This is a genomic window from Anoxybacillus pushchinoensis, from assembly GCF_900111795.1.
GTDB classification, from domain to species: domain Bacteria; phylum Bacillota; class Bacilli; order Bacillales; family Anoxybacillaceae; genus Anoxybacillus; species Anoxybacillus pushchinoensis.
Window position 1 is genome coordinate 1 of sequence record NZ_FOJQ01000027.1, and the last position, 24,107, is coordinate 24,107.

General features: G+C 44.3%; 23 protein-coding genes. 10 read left to right on the forward strand and 13 right to left on the reverse strand.

The window, feature by feature from the left end; genetic code table 11:
• The first annotated feature begins 64 nt into the window (after positions 1-64).
• On the forward strand, positions 65-244 hold the full coding sequence (locus BM213_RS08535) for an aspartyl-phosphate phosphatase Spo0E family protein (RefSeq protein ID WP_003395533.1): 180 nt from the start codon (positions 65-67) through the stop codon (positions 242-244).
• Positions 245-249: 5 nt separating this feature from the next.
• On the opposite strand, the gene BM213_RS08540 is transcribed toward BM213_RS08535, so the two are convergent.
• Positions 250-1,359, reverse strand: a complete 1,110-nt coding sequence (locus tag BM213_RS08540; RefSeq protein ID WP_091703018.1) for a DUF418 domain-containing protein — start codon at positions 1,357-1,359, stop codon at positions 250-252.
• A gap of 71 nt (positions 1,360-1,430) precedes the next feature.
• Complete coding sequence (locus BM213_RS08545; protein WP_091703021.1) at positions 1,431-3,023, reverse strand: long-chain-fatty-acid--CoA ligase; 1,593 nt, start codon at positions 3,021-3,023, stop codon at positions 1,431-1,433.
• A gap of 139 nt (positions 3,024-3,162) precedes the next feature.
• On the opposite strand from BM213_RS08545, the gene BM213_RS08550 reads away from it, so the two are divergent.
• The 7 genes from BM213_RS08550 to BM213_RS08580 all read left to right on the forward strand — a co-directional run bounded on the left by BM213_RS08550 (position 3,163) and on the right by BM213_RS08580 (position 5,267).
• Positions 3,163-3,387, forward strand: coding sequence for a spore germination protein (locus BM213_RS08550; RefSeq protein ID WP_091703024.1), 225 nt, complete (start codon positions 3,163-3,165; stop codon positions 3,385-3,387).
• A gap of 3 nt (positions 3,388-3,390) precedes the next feature.
• The gene (locus tag BM213_RS08555; RefSeq protein WP_091703026.1) at positions 3,391-3,612 is read left to right on the forward strand and encodes a spore germination protein; all 222 of its coding nucleotides are present in this window, start codon (positions 3,391-3,393) and stop codon (positions 3,610-3,612) included.
• A gap of 12 nt (positions 3,613-3,624) precedes the next feature.
• Positions 3,625-3,837, forward strand: coding sequence for a spore germination protein GerPB (locus BM213_RS08560; protein ID WP_091703029.1), 213 nt, complete (start codon positions 3,625-3,627; stop codon positions 3,835-3,837).
• A gap of 72 nt (positions 3,838-3,909) precedes the next feature.
• On the forward strand, positions 3,910-4,482 hold the full coding sequence (gene gerPC / locus BM213_RS08565; RefSeq protein WP_091703032.1) for a spore germination protein GerPC: 573 nt from the start codon (positions 3,910-3,912) through the stop codon (positions 4,480-4,482).
• Complete coding sequence (locus tag BM213_RS08570) at positions 4,479-4,676, forward strand: hypothetical protein (RefSeq protein ID WP_003395548.1); 198 nt, start codon at positions 4,479-4,481, stop codon at positions 4,674-4,676. The genes gerPC and BM213_RS08570 overlap by 4 nt, the downstream gene beginning before the upstream one ends.
• Positions 4,673-5,044: a spore germination protein GerPE gene (locus BM213_RS08575; protein ID WP_091703034.1), complete on the forward strand. Its 372-nt coding sequence runs from the start codon at positions 4,673-4,675 to the stop codon at positions 5,042-5,044. The genes BM213_RS08570 and BM213_RS08575 overlap by 4 nt, the downstream gene beginning before the upstream one ends.
• A gap of 1 nt (position 5,045) precedes the next feature.
• Complete coding sequence (locus tag BM213_RS08580; RefSeq protein WP_091703037.1) at positions 5,046-5,267, forward strand: spore germination protein; 222 nt, start codon at positions 5,046-5,048, stop codon at positions 5,265-5,267.
• Here BM213_RS08580 and BM213_RS08585 read toward each other — a convergent pair.
• The 9 genes from BM213_RS08585 to BM213_RS08625 form a co-directional block, all read right to left on the reverse strand.
• Positions 5,264-5,542 (reverse strand): HNH endonuclease, encoded by a 279-nt coding sequence (locus BM213_RS08585; protein ID WP_091703040.1) that lies wholly within the window; start codon positions 5,540-5,542, stop codon positions 5,264-5,266. The genes BM213_RS08580 and BM213_RS08585 overlap by 4 nt on opposite strands.
• 11 nt (positions 5,543-5,553) lie before the next feature.
• The gene (locus BM213_RS08590; RefSeq protein WP_091703043.1) at positions 5,554-8,913 is read right to left on the reverse strand and encodes an AAA family ATPase; all 3,360 of its coding nucleotides are present in this window, start codon (positions 8,911-8,913) and stop codon (positions 5,554-5,556) included.
• Positions 8,910-10,073 (reverse strand): exonuclease SbcCD subunit D, encoded by a 1,164-nt coding sequence (locus tag BM213_RS08595; RefSeq protein WP_091703045.1) that lies wholly within the window; start codon positions 10,071-10,073, stop codon positions 8,910-8,912. The genes BM213_RS08590 and BM213_RS08595 overlap by 4 nt, the downstream gene beginning before the upstream one ends.
• A gap of 1 nt (position 10,074) precedes the next feature.
• On the reverse strand, positions 10,075-13,707 hold the full coding sequence (gene addA / locus BM213_RS08600) for a helicase-exonuclease AddAB subunit AddA (RefSeq protein ID WP_091703048.1): 3,633 nt from the start codon (positions 13,705-13,707) through the stop codon (positions 10,075-10,077).
• A 4-nt stretch (positions 13,708-13,711) separates the two neighbouring features.
• Positions 13,712-17,176 carry a helicase-exonuclease AddAB subunit AddB gene (gene addB, locus BM213_RS08605; protein WP_091703051.1) on the reverse strand — a complete coding sequence of 1,155 codons (3,465 nt, stop codon included), beginning with the start codon at positions 17,174-17,176 and terminating at the stop codon, positions 13,712-13,714.
• Between the two features lie 16 nt (positions 17,177-17,192).
• Entirely contained in the window at positions 17,193-17,795 is a 603-nt protein-coding gene (locus tag BM213_RS08610; RefSeq protein ID WP_091703054.1) for a TVP38/TMEM64 family protein, read from the reverse strand.
• A 65-nt stretch (positions 17,796-17,860) separates the two neighbouring features.
• Positions 17,861-18,379 carry a competence protein ComK gene (locus BM213_RS08615; RefSeq protein ID WP_091703056.1) on the reverse strand — a complete coding sequence of 173 codons (519 nt, stop codon included), beginning with the start codon at positions 18,377-18,379 and terminating at the stop codon, positions 17,861-17,863.
• 104 nt (positions 18,380-18,483) lie between these two features.
• Positions 18,484-19,770, reverse strand: a complete 1,287-nt coding sequence (gene aceA / locus BM213_RS08620) for an isocitrate lyase (protein ID WP_064220958.1) — start codon at positions 19,768-19,770, stop codon at positions 18,484-18,486.
• Positions 19,771-19,980: 210 nt separating this feature from the next.
• Entirely contained in the window at positions 19,981-21,228 is a 1,248-nt protein-coding gene (locus tag BM213_RS08625; RefSeq protein ID WP_091703059.1) for a M48 family metallopeptidase, read from the reverse strand.
• A gap of 145 nt (positions 21,229-21,373) precedes the next feature.
• Here BM213_RS08625 and BM213_RS08630 point away from each other — a divergent pair, with 145 nt between their 5' ends.
• Together BM213_RS08630 and BM213_RS08635 are read left to right on the forward strand one after the other, a co-directional pair.
• On the forward strand, positions 21,374-21,964 hold the full coding sequence (locus BM213_RS08630; protein ID WP_064220956.1) for an SCO family protein: 591 nt from the start codon (positions 21,374-21,376) through the stop codon (positions 21,962-21,964).
• Positions 21,965-22,089: 125 nt separating this feature from the next.
• Entirely contained in the window at positions 22,090-22,350 is a 261-nt protein-coding gene (locus tag BM213_RS08635) for an EAL domain-containing protein (RefSeq protein WP_244149232.1), read from the forward strand.
• 12 nt (positions 22,351-22,362) lie between these two features.
• Here BM213_RS08635 and BM213_RS08640 read toward each other — a convergent pair whose 3' ends face one another.
• Together BM213_RS08640 and BM213_RS08645 are read right to left on the reverse strand one after the other, a co-directional pair.
• The gene (locus tag BM213_RS08640) at positions 22,363-23,157 is read right to left on the reverse strand and encodes an ABC transporter ATP-binding protein (protein WP_091703062.1); all 795 of its coding nucleotides are present in this window, start codon (positions 23,155-23,157) and stop codon (positions 22,363-22,365) included.
• A complete protein-coding gene (locus tag BM213_RS08645) occupies positions 23,123-24,097 on the reverse strand; it encodes an ABC transporter permease (protein WP_091703064.1) in 975 nt (324 codons plus the stop codon). Before BM213_RS08645 ends, BM213_RS08640 begins: the two co-directional genes overlap by 35 nt.
• Between the last annotated feature and the right edge of the window lie 10 nt (positions 24,098-24,107).

Sequence of the window (24,107 nt, forward strand, 5' to 3'; positions counted from 1 at the left end):
TAATAGTTTATACGTACAGCTGTTTACATGCTGTTGACGAAAATGAAAAATGTTGGTGAATCTTATGTCTCTTTCCCTCATCGAAAAGAAAAGACGACAATTAATTGAATTGGCGCAAATGTACGGTTTTTCTGCGAAAGAAACGATCCAATGCAGTCAAGAGCTCGATGAATTGTTAAATAAACATTTGAAAGAAGCCGTGCTTTTCCATAGCGAAAAAGAGGACAAGCCTTGTGCGACATGATCCGTTCATGTCGTTTTCTTTTTTCCATACGTCATCCATCGCCAAATGCGCTCCAACGGTCCGATCGTATGTTTTTTAAACCACCAATGGCTCCAACACATTTGAACGACATACACGGCGACAGCAACAGCAAGTGCTTGTTTCGGCGTTACTTTTCCATATAAGCCGAAGCCGTAAGAATAAAAAATAAACGTACAAATAAGCGATTGAGTGAGATAGTTCGTAAGCGCCATTTTACCAACAGGGGCAAAAAAATGAACGATATTCGCTGCTACAAACGAAAACGCAGTCAAATAAAACAAAGCAAGCGCAGGACCTCCAATCATATCTTGAGCATACTCAGTTGCAATATTTTTTTGTACATACGGCAATGATTTAAAAACGATGCCAACGAGCAATGAGCCGATGCACCACTTTTGTATCGTTGCACGATGCGTTTTTATGTCATAAAACCATTTTTCTTTCGCGATATACGCTCCGAACAAAAAAAACGGCAAAATCGTTAAAATAAAAATAAATGCTTGTGTAAAAGAATTGACGTATAGCCAATCAGCTACCCGTTGCATAAAAACTTGTTCCCACGTGCCTTGTTGATAATTGGCGATCGCCTGCTTTGCGAGCGCCGGCTCTGAAAAATCGACATCGCCGCTTACTTTCCACATGAGCCACATAAGAACGGTTGACCCGCCTGCCCATCCGATCCAAAGGGAAAGCGCCCAACGACGCAACGTTTTTGCGCTCGCTCGCACAAATAAAAAAAGGAAAAAGCCAACGACCGCATAGCCAATTAAAATATCGCCATGCCAAATGAAAAATGCATGTACACATCCAAAAAGCAACAATGCAAGTAGCCGCCGCAAAAAAATCAATCGGAACTGCTCCCCACCTTTGTCAAGCATCATAAACGCTCCCCAGCCAAACAGCATCGAAAAAAGCGGATAAAAACTTGCTTGAGCAAACAAATCAACGCATGCAAGCAACAAGCGATCAAGCGTATCTTTCGCAAACATCGACGCGTCGACATACATCGTCGGAAGCGAAAAATCAAGAATGTTCACAAGCAAAATGCCAAACAACGCAAAACCGCGCACCGCATCAATCGTCGAAATACGCATAATCTCCCTCCTTTTCCATTTCAGCGTAAAAGAAAAAAAGCCGACTGTCAATTGACAGCAGCTCTTTCCTATTAATTGACGTATCGTCCCGTCTTGCCAAGCGATTGCCAATATTCGTTACGTAAATGTACTTTTTGGATTTTTCCTGATGCCGTTTTTGGCAACTCTTGAACGAATGTTACACCTGTAATTGCTTTAAAATGGGCAAGCTTTTCGCGCGAGAAAGCGATGAGTTCTTGTTCCGTCACCTCTTTTCCCGGTCTGACGACAACGAAGGCATGCGGTGTTTCGCCCCACTTTTCATGCGGAACTGCGATTACTGCTGCCTCTAACACAGCAGGATGCTCGTACAACACTCCTTCAACTTCAATGGATGAAATATTTTCCCCACCGCTAATAATAATATCTTTTTTTCGATCAACGATATCGATATTTCCATATGCGTCGACCGTCGCCATATCGCCCGTATGCAACCATCCATTGCGAATCGTTTCCATCGTCGCCTCATGATTTTTCCAATATCCTGCCATCACGCCGTTGCTGCGCACAATTACTTCCCCAATCGTTTTGCCATCGCGCGGTACTTCTTCTCCATGCTCATTGACGACTTTCACTTCACAACCGATCATCGCATATCCTGCTTTTGCTTTCATGCGATATTGATCGCTAAGCGGCAAATGTTGCAAATGAGAACGAACGGTAGAAACGGTACTTAGCGGTGACGATTCTGTCATCCCGTACACTTGAATAAACTCCCAGCCTAACTCTTTTTCTACACGCGTCACAAATGCTGGTGGCGGCGCAGAGCCTGCGATAACGACACGTACATTATGTTCAATCGTCGGCACGTGCTGCTCATAATATTGCAATAATGAGTTGAGCACAGTTGGCGCCATATGCATAACGGTCACTTTGTATTGATTCACATACTGAAAAATGACTTCAGGAAGCGCTTTACGCAAACAAATGTGCGTCGCCCCATTCGCTGTATAATAAAATGGCGCCCCCCAACCGTTTACGTGAAACATCGGCAAAATGTGCAAATACACATCGCGGTCCGATACGCGCAAATGATGCATCGTGCTTAACGCATGCAAATAGTTGTTGCGATGTGTCAGCATGACTCCTTTTGGATTTCCTGTCGTTCCGCTCGTATATAACAAACTACATACGTCGTTTTCATCGATGTCTGAACGTTCAAACGGTGACGACGAATATTGCGCAAGCCATGCATCGTAAGCGGTTTCATAAATGTCGTCCGTTTTGCCGTGCACGATGATATGCTCAATCGTTTGCAATTGCTCTTTTACTGGCGCGATTAAGTGGTACAGCTCATAATCAACAAACAATACTTTACTCTCGCTATGATTTAAAATAAATACGTAATCATCTGGCTTTAGGCGAATGTTCAGCGGTACCATCACAGCCCCTGTTTGAAACACACCATAAAATCCTTCAAGCATTTCTAATGTGTTTGGTGCTAAATATGCGACACGGTCGCCCTTTTTTATTCCTAAATCGCTCAACCCGTGCGATAATTGATTCACGCGCTCGCTTAGTTCGCGATATGTAAACGATCTCCCTTCGCTAATGACGCCAATTTTTTCTCCGTAAAGTGAGACGGCGCGATCTAAAAAATGAGTTAATAACAACGGTACGTTCATCCCCATTCCCCCTTATTATATCTAAAAATTATTATTTTTCAGAAATATTATAACACATCTTTCTTTTTGTGGAGCACATTTCTTTTTCTCTCTTCATATGATTTAAACAAGGAAAAGAATGAAGGAAAGGACGATGAGTATGCCTTCGTATATCGCAGGACCAATTAAAATTACAAACGTCAGCAGCGACGGGACAGTGAATTTCGGTGATACGTTGCAAATTGCTCCAAAGAGCGCATCGAAGTCTTTTTCGGGCGCTGGCGGTGGAAATACAGGGGACTTTTTACAAACAAACACATTTGTTAGCTTCACGAACAGCATCGACCCAGATGTATCTGACAGCAACGTAAAAAGCAAGGGATAGCCGATGCCCGCAATCGTTGGAGCGGTTCAAATTAACAGCATCGGAAGCGGCGGTGTTTTTCATATCGGCGATGTATTTGCGATTTCCCCGTCTAGCGTTGCGAAAACATTTGCTGGAGCTGGCTCGTTCAATACTGGAGATGGTTTGCGCATTTATAACCAATATAGCCATACAAATACAAATGACCGTGATATTTCGGACGGAAATATTATCGGAAACGCCTAGCGAGGTGAAACGATGAATTTTTACATTCAACAGACGATTTCCATTCACCAATTAAAAATCGGCTCACTGACGAACTCGTCTGTCCTGCAAATCGGAACGACTGGAAAAGTACAACCGCTCGCCACGTTGAGCAACACCGGACAATTTACACAACCAGCCCCTGAAGCAAAAATAAACATTCAAGGGGGAGAAGGGCCATTTGTTCCCCTTCAATCTCCTGTATAAAACAGTGCTACTTCTTTTTGCCCGACCATACATTAATAAATAACAAGGCGGGCAAAGAAGGGGGCGAAACATATGTGGCAAGACTACTTTAAACAGCTAGAAGCGTACTTAAAATGGCAGCAACAAAAAATGCAATCGCTCGAAAAAGCGGTACATCATTTACAACAACAATATGATGAATTAAAAAAAAAGCCGCGCACAACAATAGAAAAAATCGAATATCATTTTGACCAACTAAAAGTGGAAACGTTAGAGGGAACGTTAAATATCGGGCTAAATCCTGCGACATTCAATGAAGATACAATTGAAGATTTTGGCGTTCCAAAAAGTACAACGATCATTCCGCAACTGACACCCATTTTCCGCAACATTCAGGCAGCTGTTCATGCTTATTTACAAGAAGAAGGCGAAAATATTATCGCCCGTATGGAACAAACGTATAACCGTTCGCTCGATCCAACATACCGCCAATTTATTTTGCAAGACATTGAACGTCAAATCGATGATCGCATTCATTTTTATTTACAACAATATAACGAACAAGAGCGAAGCGAAGAACAATTCATCGCTTACTTAAAGCGCGACATTGAATATTCGATTGAAACATTTTTAAAACATTTACCACGGGAGGAGACGAACGAATGAATATGACAGTTGTCAATCATCACCTTTCTGTCGGCCATATTGCGATCGGGGGAGTGGCGAGCGCCTCGCTCGTACTCATTGGCGATAGTGAAGCCATTCAATTAGCTTCTGCGTTTGACACACCGCCAGAATCGTTAATTATCGGACCGTTTCCGCAAAAACAAAACGATAAAAAAAATGAGGAAAAGCGATGAGTCGCCTTTCCATCATCCACTTGTTGAGAGCAAACGCCGTCTCATTCAGCTCGGTCGTGCAAATTGGAGACAGCCAAGAAATTCATCTTTCAGCGAGAGCGCTTGCGGTTCAACGGCAATTTGAATATGTCGACAGCAGCGAATTCCCGCTCATCTTTCCAATATACACAAAACAAATTCCGCTCCCACCTGTCGATCAAGAGCCTTTGTATCGTCGTACATTGCACGATTGCCCCGTCATCGCCGTCCATTCTATCCGCATCATCGGGGTATCTTCCACTTCTGTCGTGCACATCGGCTCAACAAGAAAAGTGGAAGGAGATTCACGAGTGAAACATATTCGCCAACTTTCAGAAAGGAGGGGATGAGATGCCAGCGCTCGTCGGTCCAATTAAAATTAACCTCGTCGCCAGCGGCGCAGTTATGCAAGTGGGCGATACGCTGTACGTTTCACCGAAAGTTTCATCTAAAACGTTCAGCGGATCCGGAGCATTTAATACTGGAAACTTTATTATCACCAACAACGGCATTAGCTTAACAAATACGCTCGATTGCGATGCGTTCGATCAAAACATTGTCGGCAACGCTTAACGCTTTCGACGCTTCGCCTTTTTTATTTTTGGAAGCCGTCCAGCCGGCTGCTTTCGAATCCACCGTATAAACGATGCGATTTGTTCATCATGTTGCATCCGTTCCATTGTGTATAGTCGACTGGCTAGCTCCTCGTTCGTATATATCGCGTGAATTTGTTTATGGCACGGGATGCATAACTTTGCCGTTTTCGTGCCACCATACTCTCTCGGTATGAGATGATGAACGGTTAACACGACGTCATCTCTTTCGCAAAGCTCGCACATTCCTTTCATTTCCTTCTCCTTTACATGAGTTCAAGCTGAACGGTCGTCCCTCTTCCAGACGGTTCTGCCGGTTTTACAATTAAACGTTTCGGCATGCGCGCATGCAATTCTTGTACGTGGCTAATGACGCCAATGGCCATATTTTCTGCCCGTAAACGTTCGAGCGCCGTCATAACGACATCTAACAACTCTTGGTCAAGCGTACCAAACCCTTCATCTAAGAAGAAAAATTGAAGCGGATATTCTCCACGCAATTGAATTTGCGCCGATAGCGCTAACGCCAACGATAATGACGTTAAAAACGTCTCCCCTCCAGATAACGTCGTAACAGGACGACGTACACCACCGTTTGCATCGTCACGAATGACAAAACCGCCTTCCGAATCTAATTCAATGGCATAGCGCTGTCTCGTCAGCTCCCCAAGCCGCTCCGACGCATAGCGCGTCACATGAGCAAGCTGCTCTTCTGCGATAAATTCGACAAAGCTATTGCCGCGCAACACTCTTTGTAGCTCTTCATATTGATTGACGAGCTTCTCCACTTGCATGCGCTCTCGCTGCAATTGTTCAAAGCGGACATGCTTCGCTTCTAAATCAGCGACAATCGTTTCGAGCGAACCGAGCTGACGCATATGTTCATCTACTTGTCGCTTCATCTCTTCGTACTGACGCATCGTTTCTTCCCATTGCTGCTCGGTCATCGTGACGCCAGCGAGCGCTTCGTTTAATCGTTGCCATTCGTTGTTTAACTTCGTCACGACATCTTTATATTGTTGTATTTGGTGAGCCATTTGTTGTTTCGTTTGTTCTTCTAAACGGGAAGCGAGCACTTCGTCAATCGATTTCCATGGGCTTGCTTGCAATTGTTCAGCGAACGTGCGCGCAGCTTCTTGTCTCCGCTTCTCTCCTTCTTGCAAAGCGACCGTTGCCGCTTGTTTTTCTGCCTGTAACGTTTGCAGTTGTTGTTGCAATGACGTCCAGCGAGCGTACGCCTCTTCTTCTTCTTGTTTTAGCTGTCGAATGGCCTGTTCGATATGAATGAGCTGTTGTTGTACGTCCGCTTCATTCATTCCTTCCGGAAGCATTTGCTTATATTGTTCGTATTGTTGTTGTTGCATATTCCACTCCGTCATTCGTTCCGCCTTCTGCTTCACAATCGTTTGATGCGCCTCTTTCCATCGCTCGAGTTCAGCTCGTTTGTCGTCTAACACCGTAACGCTTTTTTCAATGCGCTGCTGTAAATGTTGCGCCTCGCGCTCGCGCTCACGAAGCTCGTGAAGCATCGCATCTACTTGTTCAAACGACACGTCTGGATATGTTTCGTGCCATATCTTTTTTTCTTCTTCTAGGCGCGTTTGTCGCTCTGTATACTTGTCCGTCTGTTCAACGATTTGTTGCCGAATCATTTCGATTTGATACGCGTATTGCTGTTCTTTTTTCTTTTGTTCGTTCCATTGCTCGATGTAGCGATACATACGCTCGCGGCAAGCTATATAATCTTGTTGTAACGCTTTTGCTTCTACCTCAATATCTTTCAAAGAAGAAAGCGGTGTTTCTTCAACTTCTCGCTTCACCTTTTCGATATCGGCGCGCGGCGGCAACGGCTGACGCGCCATCAGTTCAGCAAGTTGCTCGACTTGCATTTTGACTTGCTGTATAGCAATAACGAGCTGTTCTCCCGTTTGAATCGAACGTTCAATTTGCTCAAGCGCTTCTTCATCAGGCGCCACATGTTTGCGCTTCGCCCGCTTCGGATGATGAATCGAGCCGCAAACAGGGCAAGGGTGTCCATCTTGCAAACGTTCCGCTAACGTCGCAGCAAGATCATATAAACGTGCCGCTTCGCTTTCCTTTTTTTCTTCCTTCCATTTGTAGACGAGCGCGATCGCTTCCTTTTCTCGTTCACATACGCGATCATATAGCGATTCGACATGGCGGAAGTGAGTTGTCAAATGAGCTTCGTGCTGTTGTGTGCGCTTCTTTTCTTCGTCATATGCTCGCTTGAGCGCTTCGTATGTTTTCTGCTTCTCGTCTATTTCCTTTTTCATTTCTTCAAGCGCTTGCCGTTGCAATTGTATATGCTTTTTTGTTTCGCACGCCCGTTCGAGCTTTTCTTTTACATGTACGTCTACTTTTTTTTCTTCCAGCTGCTGTTTTAACTCCGCTTGTTTTGCGCCCCACGTCGTATACTCTTTCATGCATGTTTCAACCATTTCACGCGCTTGCTGTTCTCGTTGCTCCATTTCTAGCAAACTAGCGCGCCGGTTCGCCTGTTCTTGTTCGAGCGTCCGCATGCGCGCAAATGTTTGTAGCGCTTGCTTGAGCTGCTCTTGCTTTTGTAGCCACTTCGGCTCATCTTCATTTTTTTTCGCGCGCAATTGTTCATACTGTTTACTTGCTCGTTCATACATCGCACTCACGTTTTGCAGTTGAACAGCAAGTTCATGTTCTTTTTCCTTCCAAAAATGAACTTCCTTTTCGCTTCGTTGAACTTGTTCAATGTACGGCATAAGCCGCTCTGCTTCTTTGCTTCGTTCGTACATTTGTTCTAGCTGTTTTATCTTTTCTTCTTGTTCGCGCCACTTCAATAGCTGCTGTTCAACGTTTTCTTTCTCCCGCTGCCATTGCCATTGTTGCTTTTCTTTTTCGTATCGTTCATGCATGTCGCGCCATGCTCGCTGCGCCTGCTCAAGTGCCGCTTTTCGTTCTGCTAACGCCTGTTTTTGCTTTTCTACTTGCTCTTTTGACGCATCGCCAAGCCCTGCCTGTTCCCCTTTAATCGCTTCGAGTTTTGCTGACGCCTCGGCTAATTTATTTTTTAATTTTTTATTTAATTCATCGCCATACCGTTCGAGATGAAACAACCGCTGCAACATTTGGCGGCGCTCTGACCCTTTAAGCGATAAAAATTCCGCAAATTTTCCTTGTGGTAACACAACGGCTCGTGTAAAGTCTTTCATTTCTAAACCGAGCAATTGTTTTACTTGCTCATCGACAAGCCGTGTTTTATCTGCAATGACGACTCGTTCCGCTCCTTCTTCAATTAGGCGGCTGACGACGGAACGAATACGCAACGCATCCGCACGCTTAAACGAGCGCTCAACGGTATATCGTTTAGCCCCACTTGCATTTTGCAATTCAAACGTAAACGAAACGAATAACTCATTTTCGGCATGATTCATAATTCCGTTCGTTTGATTGGACGCACGCTCTACATTTCCGTATAAAGCGAGCGTCATCGCATCTAAAATCGATGACTTCCCGCTTCCTGTCGGTCCGAAAATACCAAATAATCCGCCTTCGCATAGTTTTTCAAAGTCAATCGTTTCTTTTTGACGGAAACTATGCAACCCTGCAATCGTTAAACGAATCGGCTTCATTGTTCGTCCTCCTCGGCAACGAGCTGTAAAAATAGTTGAACGGTCTCTTCGGACGGTTTCCCTCCACCTGTTTGTCGTTCATAAAAACGCGTAAATAACGTTTCAATTGGCACATCGGTATGCACTTCACGAGTAACTTCTTCTTTCTTTAAGTAGTTCGGGCGAATATGAACAAATCCATCATACAATTTGCGTAGTCGATGTGTTTCTTCTAACGTTAACGATTGCTCGACATCAATTTCTAAATCAATCCACGCGCCGCGATCGCGCCCTTCCTCAATCCAACGATACACTTGCGCAAGCCCTTCTGTCGCTTTCCATCTGACAAGCGGACGTCCTTTTGACAATAAATATTCTGAAATGATCGGTGTGCAACGTGGCTGTACATCAATGATCGTGACAGACTTGCTGTATCCTGCTTCGGAAAAACTGTAAGCAAGCGGTGAACCGGAATAGCGCGCCGGCATGACCGCATGTTTTACATCTTGCGGACGATGCAAATGACCGAGCGCGACATATTGCGCCTGCGCAGGAAAGCTTGCCGGCGACACCGTATACGCCCCACCGAGCTCAATCGGACGCTCGGAGTCGCACGTTGCCCCGCCTGCAACATATAAATGGCTCATCGCAATATTCACCGCATCCTCTCGAAACGATTCGTTCATTTTCGCAAAAATGGCTCGAATGCGTTCATCATATCGTGCGCGCAACAACGCCTCGTCGCACTCCTCCGCCAACAATTCATTCAGTCGCGCCTCTGACGGATAGGGAAGCGCTCCGACCATTAACGTCTCATCGCTTGTTGGAACGTAAATTTGTTGCACACGATCGGTCGGAAAACCTAGCAACGTAATAGCGTGCATATTTGCAATCGGAGCGGCAGCGCTCAAACGCCCCGGATGATCGTGATTTCCTGCAATGACGACAACGTGGCGCTTACCGTAATCGCTTAACCGCGAAAGCGCTTCGTAAAAAAGCTTTTCCGAATCAGCAGGCGGATTGACTGTATCGAACGCATCGCCTGCAAGCAATACGACATCAATGTTTTCTTTTTGTACGATTTCGACCATTTCATCGATGACCGCTTCTTGCTCGAGTAAGCGGCTCCGTCCTTCAAGTGTTTTTCCTAAATGCCAATCAGCTGTATGTAAAATACGCAAATTAATTTCCCCCCATCGCTACAAGTAGCGCACCATCAAAAGCGTACACATACGTTTCTGTTACTTTCTTTCCCCAAATCGCTTCAATCGCTTCCCGATATAACGCCAATTGCCCTTTATATCGTCGCTTTAATTGTTCTTTCGGATCGCTCATCCATGACACGCGATCGGTTTTATAGTCAATTAAAACGAGCCCATGTTCATCTTCAAACACGCAATCAATAACCCCTTGAACGACCACTGTTTCCCCTTCCATTTCGTGCGCCAAATAAAATGGTACTTCCCGTTCAAGCCGAGTCGCACGTTGCATTCGTTTACCAATCGGAGTGTGGAAAAAAGCAACGATGCTTTCTACATCAATAACCGTTGCCTGTTCTTCCGTTAGCCATTCACCGTTCACCATGCGCGCGATTTGCTCCCGCACCGTATCAACCGTCACTTCTTTTGTGACATCAACATGTTGCATCACAAGGTGCATCATCGTTCCTCGCTCCGCTGGCGTCATCATTTTCGCTTGCAAAAAGCGCGGACGGTCAACAAGCTCTTTTCGAAACGGCTGTTCTGCATGCCCACCGTATATGTCGCGCTGCCGCTTTAACTCCGATACGCTTTGTTTTGCCCTTAACACCGTTGCATCGGCATACGTATACGTCCAAAAAAGACGACGCTTTACTTCTTGTTCATATTCGCTTTTCATTGGTACAGGTTGCAGTTGTTGAATCGCCTCGACAATGTCTCGATGTTCATTCGCTTGCTCATCTTCTTGCTCAAGCGCATGCGCTGGCACGATGTGAATATCCCACAATGATGGATCATGAAGCACCGTTGAAGACGAACATATTCCTTGTGGGTGACGGGCTAATGCATAACCGATCCAATCCGCATAGCTTTTCGCCTTTTCAATCACATAAGCTGGCAATTCCCACGTTTGTATATAAGCAACTTCTTGCCATTTTTTCTTTTTCGCTTCCATATCTTTTGCGGTACAGACGATGTACAATTTTTCTTTTGCTCGCGTTAACGCAACATATAAAATACGCATTTCTTCCGCTAGCAGTTGCCATTTCATTTTTTTCTTTATCGCCAATTGTGCAACCGTCGGGTAGCTTGCTCGCCACGTCGGATGAACGAAGCGCATTCCTAGTCCGAAATCTTTATCTAATATATAGTCGCTGCGCAAATCTTGCATATTAAACGATTTTGCTGCACCTGCTAAAAAGACGACCGGAAACTCAAGCCCTTTACTTTTATGAATCGTCATCATGCGTACAACGTCTTCTTGTTCTGTCAACGATCGTGCAGCACCGAAATCGTCCTCTCGCTCTTTTAGCCGCTCAATAAATCGTAAAAAGCGGAAAATGCCGCGAAACGACGTTTGTTCATATTGTTTGGCCCGATCGTATAACGCGCGCAAATTCGCCTGCCGCTGTTTTCCGCCAGGCATCCCACCGACGTAATCGTAAAAATTCGTTTCTCGATACAATTGCCAAATCAAATCCGCAAGCGGTTTTTGTCTCGCCGCTGTGCGCCATTCGGATAACTTTGTCAACCACCGTTTCATTTTTTCACCGAGCGCTTCATCATCTTGAGGATGCTCGACAAAAGCACGCAACGCCTCATAAAAAGCCCCGTCTTTTTTCGCCAAACGAATGCGCGCCAACGCTTCTTCGTCTAAGCCAACAATCGGAGAGCGAAGTACCGCCGCAAGCGGAATGTCTTGATACGGATTGTCAATGACTTTTAAAAGCGACAACATGACCGACACTTCCGTCGCAGAAAAGTAACCGCTCGATAGCTCGGCGTATACAGGGACGTTTTGCTTACGAAATTCTTCTAACATCGCTGAAGCTGATGACATCGAACGGCATAAAATAACGATGTCGCGATACATTAAACGCCGCTCTCCTTTTAAACGTCGATCATAAACGAAAAACGGCTCAGCAAGCAACTGCTTAATTTTTTTAGCGATCCAGCGGGCTTCAAGCTGAATGGCCGTCACGTCCTCTTGTTCTTCTTCATCGCTTTCTTCTTTTGCTTCATTTATCCATACGCATTCAACCGGTACTTGTTTGTCAGGATAATCCTGCGCACCAAAGCGAAGCGCGGCATCATCGTCATAACGCATATCGCCGACCGTTTCGGTCATCAGTTGTCGAAAAATAAAATTTGTGCCGTCCAATATTTCTTTTCGGCTGCGAAAGTTTTTCGCTAAATCGATGCGAAGTCCACCGTCGCCATCTTTCGTAAACCGATTATATTTTTGTAAAAAAAGCGACGGTTCCGCAAGACGAAAACCGTAAATCGATTGTTTTACGTCTCCCACCATAAACATGTTGCCCGTTGCTTCATCATCGTTCGATACGAGCCGTAAAATCGATTCTTGCACCATATTTGTATCTTGATATTCGTCAACAAGCACTTCCGCAAATTGTGCTCGATAATAAAGAGCCGCTTCCGACGGCTTTAGCTCATGCCCGAGAGACGGAGCGCGTAAAATGCGTAAACAGTAATGTTCTAAGTCAGAAAAATCGACGATGCCTTTTTCATCTTTTTTCGCTTGCAGCAAATCAGCAAACCGTTGCACCATTCGTACGATCGTTGCCACAATCGGCTTCATTTCACGCAAATGACGCACGTATGTCGCAGGTTGAAACGAAAACAATTCCTCTGTTAAGCTGCTTATTTCTTTTTTCACTTGATCGCGCAATTTTTTTACATCTTCCACAAGCTGTTCATCATATGCGCCGTCTTTCGGTTTTCTTTTTGCCGTTGCAAACGACACGTTTTTCATTGCTTCATGTAGCTTTTGCCACGACTCATGGCGCGCTTCTTTTAGCTTTGCAATGACTTGTTCGTCGCTTGCGAGCGTATCGTATAAATAAGCGGGACCGCCCGGCTCTTTCGTTTTTTGCAACGCCTGCGCTAAGCGATATTCTGCTGCTTCAAGCGCCAAATCAACCGCTTGAAAAAGGTAATGGGCATACGGTAAGTCATCGATGCGCGCACCTTCTTCCACGTCATACATATGAACGATTTGTTGCAACCATCCACTTGGGTTTGGATGCGAACGTGAAAACTCGTATAACCGCAAAATAAGCGTCTGTAAATCCGCATCTGTGCGATCGCTCGTATAGCGATCAACAACAGCTAAAAATGCTTCGTCGTTTTCGGCATAATATTGTTCAAATAACGCTTCTAACACTTCTTCTTTTACTAACGCCATCTCTCCCTCATCCGCGATGCGAAATACCGGGTCGATGCCAATGACGTAATAATATTTGCGAATGACATCTAAACAAAACGAGTGAATCGTGGAAATGGACGCCTTTTGCAAAAGGCTGAGTTGTCTCCGTAAATGAAGCGAATGTGGTTCTTTTTCAAGCGCTCGCTCTAACGCTTCCCCGATGCGTTGGCGCATTTCCGCCGCCGCTGCATTTGTAAACGTGACGACAAGCAATCGATCGACATCGATTGGCTGTGTCGTATGCAATATTTTTTGAATGATGCGTTCAACGAGCACCGCGGTTTTTCCTGATCCTGCTGCTGCGGCAACGAGCGTATGCTGGCCTGTGGCATAAATCGCTTGCCACTGTTCATCTGTCCATTGACTTTCTCGTGGTTTTGGCGGAATCACACAATCACTCCTTTAACCATTCATCAATCTGTTTCGGTGTTAATACGCGATATTGTTCCGCATCAATCCCTTCGTCAAATTGGCATACATCGCGAAACTCACAATATTGACATGCGGTTTTATTTTTTTGTTTGTACGGTGCAATATGCGTCACACCTTCGATCATTTGTTCGCCAACATCAACAATAAAGCGACGTACATGTTGCCGTAACATCGTAAACTGTTGCTCTGTTAACACTTTTGAATGTTGCGCAAACGTTCCATTTTTATTTAAACGGACAGGAACGATAAGAGAGCTTGTCCCCGGCTCTACATGCTCATCCATTAAGCGAACCGTTTTTTCATCTGCTAATACATATCCGCCCATTTTAAACTGTTCTAAAAACTTTTTCTCTAACTCATGTTCATCAAGCCATTCATTCACTTTAATCATCGGGTTATGAATCGGAAAATACAGCACGCCCGCTGGGAACGCTGATGTACCGACGAGCCGATGCGCGTATTCAAGCACGATATCTAAATACGCTAACATTTGCAACGCTAAACCGTAATACACTTCCGTTAAATCGAGCGTCTTTTGCCTTGATTTATAGTCAATAATGCGGAGAAGCACCCCTTGTTCGCTCGTTGCTTGGTCGACGCGATCAATGCGACCGACAAACTGCAATACGGTTCCGTCCGACAATGTAAATGTAAGCGGTGGGAGCGGTTCTCCATCACCAAACCCTAATTCTACACCAATCGGCACAAAGCCGCTTCGCTTGGCGTGCTCGCTTAATACGGTCGTCGCTTTCGTCATAATCGTCTGTAACTTTTTCTTCATATATCGGTAGCGGTGTGTGCTTAACAACACTTCTTGTTGAATGTACGGGGCAATTTGCTCCACCGCCTCGTACGACAACTGTTCACATTGCTGTTTTGATAATTGACTCCACGGAAGTTGCTCTTGACGCAAACGATCGGCGATCACTTTTAACGCCTGATGAAACAACTGTCCCATGTCTGGCGCCTTCAATTGAAAGACCGTCCGTTCTTTTAACTTTAAGCCGTGCGCCGCAAAATGAGCGAACGGACAACGGTTAAACGTCTCCATACGCGAAATGCTCGCTTTCACTTTTTTTCCATATAACGCTTTCGCAAGCTGCTTATTTAAACGTTTCGCGCGATTTTCATAAAATAACGCACGTACAACGACCGCCATTCGTTCTTTCCATTGTTCATGTTGTACATAGGCATTGTATACATCCCACCATATCGGCTCAATGGCATATTGTCGCTTCCACGCTTCAAGTTGTTGCACGAGCGGACCGAGCGTTGCCACATCGTTTGTCACATACGTCAGCTGTTGTTGTAGTGGGAGTAAAAACGGATCCGTCCCCCATTGCATTTTTGTCACGTTCGGGAACATATCGGTCAGCCGTTTTATGAACATCGATGGCAACAACGTTTTTTCTTGCTCGTCAGAAAGCGCATACGTCACATATAAACGTTCAGACGGACTAACAAGCGCTAAATAAAGCAAAAACGGCTCATCAAGCAACCGCTCACGGCTTGCCGGAGCAACATGTAAAGAATAATGATGCAACAATTCACGATCCGTTTCCGACAACATGCCGTCATCATTTTTACGCATCGGAATGACGCCTTCATTTACCCCTACAAGAAACGTACAACGAATATTCGAAAGGCGCGAACGATCGAAATGCGCAATTAATACTTGATCCGTTGCCGGTGGCACGAGAGAAAACTGCAAACTTTCAAATCCCGTTTCGATAATCGTTAAAAATGTTTCAAGCGAAAGCGTTTCATCCCCTAATATTTCAACGTATTGATCGAGCAAGTCAATAAACGCTTGCCACACTTGTTCATGGTGGCGAGCTGCGGACAGATCACCTCTTTCTTCCGCTTCATCGCGCAACCGTTCTAATTTTTGCGGAATTTGAAGGTGTTCTGCATATGCATATAGCGCTTCACATTGCTCACGCCCCGTTTTTGCTTGTTTTAACCGCTGTTGTAAAACCAATAATGGTGAAATGACAAGTTTCCGCCATTCGTTTAATTGTTGTTCATATCGTTTTTCTTCATCAGTTTGAGGTGCATGCACACCTTCTAGTCCTTTATATTTACGATACGTCCAATGCTCCGTCCACTTATCCCCTTGGATGCCAGAAGCAAGCACATAGTTTTCAAGTTGATCCATCGCCATGCGCATATCATGTACAGACTGATCGAGGTGAAAAAAGAAATCTGTTTTCACAGCACGAAACACCGCTTCATAACGAAAATTTGTCCGCACCGCTTCCATACTTGCGCGCAACCATTCAATAAACGGATGATCGAGCATCGGTTCTTTTTCGTCAATAAAATACGGAATGCGATAGTCGGCAAACACTGTTTTTAACACGTTGCGATAATCTCCTACGTTACGAATCAATAAAGCGATGTCACGATAGCGATACTTTTCATCTCGTACAAGTCGAATGATTTCACGTGCAATGCCTTCCATTTCCGCTCGGCGTGTAGTCGCTTCTCCAATGACGATCGTTTCCGTTTGTTTTTCCCACTTACAGACAGGTCGATCATCGTAATGTGCTTCAAGATGACAGAGTTCTTCATGTTTATGGCGGACGTTGTGACGAAGTTGTTCTACTTTTTCAATCGGTACCCCATTTTGCAATGCGATATCGCGCAATTGCGCATACGTCCGCCACGTACTGCGAAAGACATGCAAATCATCCGGCAGTTGTTCATGCGGAGCGTCTAACGTAAGCGTAACGGTCACATGCGGGCAATGAATAAATAATTGTTCGATGACCATATATTCTTGCGGCGTAAATTCATAAAAACCGTCCATGTAAATGTGCGCGCGTTTCATATAAGAAGAATGGCGAATTTTTTCGGCAAGCAACCGTAAATAATCTTCCGAATCGACGTAATGATGCGCCATCTGTTGTTCAAATTGCTCAAAAATCATCGCTGTATCTTTTAATTTATCGGCAAGCACGGTTTCATTTGCGGTCGCATGGCGGCGCAGCTGCTCTTCCGTTTGTTTTAACGTCGCTGGCGTCACACAATACCGTTTATATTCTGTCAACATTTGTTCAAGTTGTTCAATAAAGCCGCGTTTATCCGCCGCTTTCCGAAACAACGTTAACTGCTCTTTTTGCTGTTCAACAATTTTCCTTAGCAACATATGTACGCCTGTTTGCGTTAAATGATGGCGGCTCATGCCGCCTGTCTCTTGAAAAATACGCCAAGCAAGGCGCGTGAAACTAAATACTTGTGCTCGAATCATTCCTTTGAGGCTACCGTTTATTAACGCGTACTCCGATTGAAACGTCATTTGTTCAGGAACGAGATAAATAATCGGATCGCCATCTGGTTTTTGTGCGAGTTGATCGATCATTTCTTTTAAACACATTGTCGTTTTTCCGCTTCCTGAGCGCCCGATGATGAAACGTACAGACATATTTGTCCATCCTTTCTTATTTTCCGTCGTGCAATGCAAAACGTTGCTCGACTTTTTTTCCGATGTACCATAAAAGAAAAATAGCAACAGCGACGAAAACGGTGCGCAGCGGCTGACGGACGAGCGCCACCACGTCATAGCCGATAAAGCTAATCATAAACACCATCACCATTTTCCCAAACAATACCGCTAACATATATTGTTGCATCGCAATGCCGGATAACCCCGCCACAACATTGACTGCTGCCGATGGTGTAAACGGAAAGCAAAGCAGTAAAAAGAGCGGACCAAAACCGCGGCGCTCCACCCAATGCATCATGCGGCGAATCGTCGGGTGGCGATGTAGAAAAGAGAAAAAGCGCTGTCTCCCGATTTTTCGAACAAGGAGGAACACGAGGAGTGAACCGACACTTGTCCCAATCCATGAAATAAGAAATCCTTTCCAAAGACCAAACGCTGCCGCATTCGCCATGATAAACACGAAAAGCGGCAAAAACGGTAAAAATGCTTCCGCCATTGGCAAGACGATGCCAGGAATCACGCCAAATGAACGATATTCCGCTAACATGTCAAGTATATGTTTTATCGTAAACCATTGTTTTAATTCCTCTAAACTCATACAGTAACCCCTTCGCTACGTGCTCATGATTATATTGTACAAGTTTAGAGGAAAAGAGAAAACTGTTACGACCATTCCTTTTCCCTTAAGTATAGTAAATACATCATTTTCCGTTCGCGCGCTTCAATGCGCTCGTTCATTTTTGTCCGTAGCTGTGCAGTGCGATGTAGCTGATTGATGAATGAATGATGTGAAATACATAGCTCGACGATCGTTCCGTTTGAAAACGTAATGCGCGTTTTTCCACCTTGAACATGCTCATGATGACGAATATGTAAATGCGATAGCCATACACATTGAGGATTCACTGGGGAGATCGTTGGAAAAAAGAAAATTTCGTTCGTTGGTTCAACTGCAATCGGTGCTTTATGCGAAGTGCCAATAATATGTCTCGCTCCATCTTTTCTTCCTCTTAAACTTGCGCCATAATACAAACAACTTTGTTCGATAATTTCCATCGGCTTTTGTTTGACGATAATTTCTCCATCTTCCTCTAACGCTTTCGTCCACATTTGCTTATCGTGAAAAAACGGAAAAAGCCCCATCGTATAGCGCGTCAAATATAGGTGCTCGACGATGAGCATACCGCTCCCTCCCTTAATATACATATTTCGACAACATTATACCATAAATATACGGAATTTTCATAAAAAATCCCCTCGTTTTTTTTTTTCGAGGGGATGTTATTTTATGCACCTGTAAATTGTTCTTCTTCTGTTGAACCTTTTAGCGCCACAGTTGAAGCTTGACCGCCTGTAATGACAAGCGATACTTCGTCAAAGTAACCTGTTCCGACTTCACGTTGATGGCGTGTTGCTGTATAGCCATATTTTTCTGCCTCAAATTCCGCTTGTTGCAATTCGGAGTAAGCCGCCATGCCGCGATCGCGATAGCCGTGTGCTAACATAAACATGCTGTAGTTGAGGGCGTGGAAGCCAGCCAATGTAACAAACTGGAACTTATAACCCATTTTTCCGAGCTCCACTTGGAAGTTTGCAATTGTTTCATCATCCAACTTTTTCTTCCAGTTAAAGGAAGGCGAGCAGTTGTATGCAAGCAATTTACCTGGGAATTTTTCATGAATTGCTTCCGCAAAACGGCGCGCTTCTTCTAAGTTCGGTTCGCTCGTTTCACACCAAATTAAATCCGCATACGGTGCGTATGCTAATCCGCGCGCAATTGCTTGATCTAAGCCCGCACGCGTACGGAAGAAGCCTTCTGGCGTGCGCTCGCCTGTAATAAACTCTCGGTCGCGTGGATCAATATCGCTTGTAATTAAATCAGCTGCATTCGCGTCTGTACGAGCAATTAATACGGTTGGGACGCCCATGACATCCGCCGCAAGTCGCGCCGCAATTAAGTTGCGAATCGCTGTTTGCGTTGGAAGCAACACTTTTCCACCTAAGTGACCGCACTTTTTCTCTGAAGACAATTGATCTTCAAAGTGGACGCCTGCTGCTCCTGCTTCAATCATCGCTTTCATCAGTTCGAAGACGTTCAATTGACCCCCAAATCCTGCTTCTGCATCGGCAACGATCGGCAAGAAATAGTCGATATCTTCTTTTCCTTCCACATATTGAATTTGGTCAGCCCGTTGAAGCGCTTGATTAATGCGTTTCACAACGTGCGGCACGCTGTTTGCTGGATATAAGCTTTGGTCAGGATACATATGACCTGCTAAGTTCGCATCGGCTGCGACTTGCCAACCGCTTAAATAAATCGCTTTTAAACCCGCTTTCGCTTGTTGCACCGCTTGGTTTCCTGTTAAAGCCCCGAGCGCATGAACGTAGTCTTCCGTATTTAATAAGTTCCAAAGCTTTTCCGCTCCGCGACGCGCTAGCGTATACTCGATGTCAAGCGAACCACGCAATTTAATGACATCCTCTGCGCTATACGGGCGCGTAATCCCTTTCCACCGTTCATCTAATTGCCAACTTTCTTCTAATTGTTTTACACGTTCTTCAAATTTCCCCATATATATTCTCCCCCTTGTATTGAATAAAAACCCGTTGTTCAAACCGTGCACATGACCCCCAAAAAGTTATGACGCTCTTTTCCCTATGTACGAGCTTTGATACGTCTCCCACCTTTCTTGTTATAATACACGTTTTTCTTTCGACGTTTTTATTATATAACACATTTTTCAGAAAAGAAAGTATTTTTATGAATTTTTTTTCAAAAAATCTCACTGTTGTTCTAAAAAAATAATGCGCTCTAAAATGGTCGGATGACTGTAACGAAATAGTTTGACAAGATAAGGTGGATGCACTTGACTTAAACTAGAGCGAGTCAACTGTTGAAACGTCGAGATCGCTGCTTCTTTATTTTTCGTCAGCTCAATCGCATACTTGTCTGCCGCATGTTCTTCATAACGGGAAACAGCATTCATCGCAGGGCTTGCCGCAAAACTTAATAGCGAAATCAATAGTAAAAACATCGGTAAAGATGCGAGGTCATTCCATTTTTCAATGCGACAAAGCGCGCCGAATCGTTTCATCATTCGTTTCATCCATCGATTCGTCAACAACAATCCGATAAATGTAACAACAATGTATAACCCAATTCCCCAATAAATATGTTTCATGACGTAATGCGCCATCTCATGCGCCATAATAAATAAAATTTCATCTTCGTTTAACCGCTCAAGCGTCGTATCCCATAACACAATACGCGAGTTGCCTCCGATACCTGTCACATACGCATTTAACGCGTTCGTCTTTTCTGACATATTCACTTCAAATACGTGTTCTGCTGGAATGTTTGCTTTCTCCGCTAGCGCTAAAATTTTTGCTTCTAATTGCTTATTTTTTAGCGGATAAAAATCGTTATAAAGCGGATCAATAAACACAGGTTGAATAAACGTTAAAAAAAGCGTAAACGGAATGGAACAAAGCCACGCGTATATCCACCATCGTTTTTCGAATTTTTTCATAAGCGCATATAATACATACACAATGACAACCATGATCGCATAATTCACCCAAAAATCAATCAGTTCATCACGCATCCAACTCGAAAAGGTTTGGGTTGAAATATGGTACATTTTCGCCATGTAGTAACTTGCATAGCTAAGCGGAAACGTCACAACTTGTACGAGAAGCGATAACCAAAAGACGTAAATCGCTGTTTGCATAAACCGCCGTTTTGTCGTTGCCTCCGCCCACTGTTGAAAGCGCGCCGATAAACCAAACAGCAACACAAATATATAAATGACCCACTCATATGGAACGGATAAAAAGAATAAAAAGTTTTTCGCTTCGGAAAACTGTTCGGTAAGCATCAGTTCTTTTTTCGTTAAAAACGTCGCAGGATCTGCACTTGTGCCTTTATATTGTGCTGGAATGGATGAGTCCGTCCATTGAAATAAATAAAACGCAAAAAATAGCGCGTACATCGCATAAAGGAATAACGTCCAAAAAGCTATTTTTCTCATTGCCCCTTCCCCCTTGTCCATCGTTACTATTAGTTTAGTTTTTCATTCGCCATTTAGAACAACGAAAAAAATTCAAATAATTGTCACGCCCCGTTCTCCTCATTAACACGTTGATTATGTATGATGAAAGTGGGAGGGATGCACGTTGAAAAAACTATATATCGGCTTTTTTAGTTTACTTGCGATTTGTATTGGTATAGGCATCTTTTATTTTTCTTACTACCGCCAAGATCAAATGGAGTTTCCAAAAGACGTGACGATGGAAACCGCGTGGGGAAAACCGTATTCATTCAATAACATGGAACCAAAAGTACGTCTACTTGAGTTTGTGTACACAAACTGTCCGGACATTTGTCCAAGTACGTCATTTCAAATGAAGCAGTTAAAAGAACAGCTCGAAAAAGACGGTTTGTTTAAAAAGAAAGTCGAATTTATTACAATTACGATCGATCCAAAACGCGACACACAACAAGTGATGCAAACGTACGCGAACATGTTCGGAGTAGAAAGCGATAACGAAGGATGGATTTTTTTACGAGGTAGTGAAGAAGACACAAAAAAAGTAGCGGATGCTTTTAACTTCTTATACCGCGATCCCGGAAACGGCATGCTTATTCATACAACACTCACCTACTTTTTAGACGAAAACAACCGCGTCATCGATACGTTCGGCATGGGCGAAAAAGGATTTGACAAAGAGAAAGTGTATAAACGTATTCTCAAAGAGGCGAAATAGCCTCTTTTTTTCATTGAAAAATCAACATCTTTCGACAATAATAGACATATATTCTATTTTTCTATGTAAAAAGGAGGGGCTTGTAGTGGAAAAACATATACATATACCACATGCCCTGTTTACAAATGAACAGCTTTTTTCAAAACATCATAAACAATGAAAAAAGCAAAGAAATTGTAAGTGCCATTATCTCTCTAGAGCATAATTTACAGTTAACTGTTACCGCCGAAGGAGTCGAAACGAAACAACAAGCGCAATTTTTAATTGAAAAACAGTGCGAGCAACTGCAAGGTTTTTACTTTAGCCGCCCGGTATCGCTCGAACAACTGCCAAACACGATCGTATCATTACAACAAACGGTTAACACATTAAAATCCCCGATGTAACTCGGGGATTTTTTATACGAGCACGGTGCGATCGCTCGCGAACTGACTGCCGCGAATGCGCTGAAACTCTTGAAGCAACGCTTCGACAGTCAACTTTTTCTTTTCTTCTCCACTTGCTTCAAAAATAATTTGTCCACCATCCATCATAATAAGCCGATTTCCTAATTGGACAGCTTGCTCCATATTATGCGTCACCATTAACGTCGTTAAGCGATATTGTTCAACAATTTGTTTCGTCAAGTCCGTAATGAGCTGGGCGCGCGCAGGGTCTAGCGCTGCCGTATGTTCATCAAGAAGTAGCACATGCGGCTTCGTAAACGTCGCCATAAGCAGCGATAACGCTTGTCTTTCCCCACCAGATAACAAACCGACTTTTGCATGTAGACGATTTTCTAATCCAAGCTGAAGCGTAGCAAGCGTTTCTTTAAAAAATTCGCGCCGCTTTTTCGTCACACCGAAACGAAGCGTCCGCTTTTCTGTTCGGTTATAAGCGATCGCTAAGTTTTCCTCGATCGTCATATTTGGCGCAGTTCCTGCCATCGGATCTTGGAAGACACGCCCAATATAGCGCGCCCGTTCATGTTCGCTCATCGTTGTTACATCTTTTCCATCAATCACTACTTCCCCTGTATCTGGCGCCAGTCGCCCTGAAATAATGTTCATCAACGTCGATTTCCCCGCTCCGTTGCTGCCGATAATTGTAACAAAATCTCCCGGCTGAAGCGAAAGTTCGATATGTTTTAGCGCTACTTTCTCATCGAGCGTTCCTTCGTTAAACACTTTCGTAATCTGCTTGAGTTGAAGCAACGGCTGCACCTCGCTTTCTCGCTTTTCGCTGTTTTTCCGCACGCGCTGCGACCATTTGCGGAACAACGAGCGCCAAAATGACGATGAAGGCGGTAATGAGCTTTACATCACCTGTTTCCAAAAATTGGACACGTAACGCCAGCGTAATAACGATGCGATATACGATCGCTCCTAAAATGACAGCAAGCGTCGCCCGTACAATCGTTTTCGCCCCAAACAGCGCTTCCCCAATAATGACTGACGCTAAACCGATGACGATCATTCCGATGCCCATGCCAATATCGCTAAAACCGCTATATTGTGCAATCAACGCCCCTGAAAATGCGACAAGTGCGTTTGACAAGCCAAGCCCGATGATAGTTAAACGATCGGTATTGCCTGAAAAACTAGCAATCATTTTTTTATTGTCACCAACTGCTCGAAGCGCCAAGCCGACTTCCGTTTTTAAAAATAAATCCATAACGACTTTAGCGATCACTACTAACAACGTTCCAAAAACGATAACCGCCCATGTTTTCGGAGCGAACGGAACGATCATCGCTAGCGCTGCATCCACTCGTTGAAATTGAGCTGTCACCATCGTCATCACAGTTTCTTGCTGCAAAAGCGGAACGTTCGGTTTGTCCATAATGCGCAAATTGATCGAATATAAAGCGATCATCATTAAAATGCCGGACAACAACGGATTAATTTTCCCTTTCGTATGCAAAAGACCTGTCATACATCCTGCAAGAAAGCCCGCCCCAAGCGCTGCAAGCGAAGCAATAAACGGATTGACACCAGCGACGATAAGGACGGAAGCAACAGCTGCTCCCGTCACAAAACTTCCGTCGACCGTCAAATCGGGAAAATCTAAAATACGAAACGATATATACACACCAAGCGCCATAAGCGCATATAACAATCCTGCTTCTACAGAACTAAACAATGCTGTAATCATACGATCCATC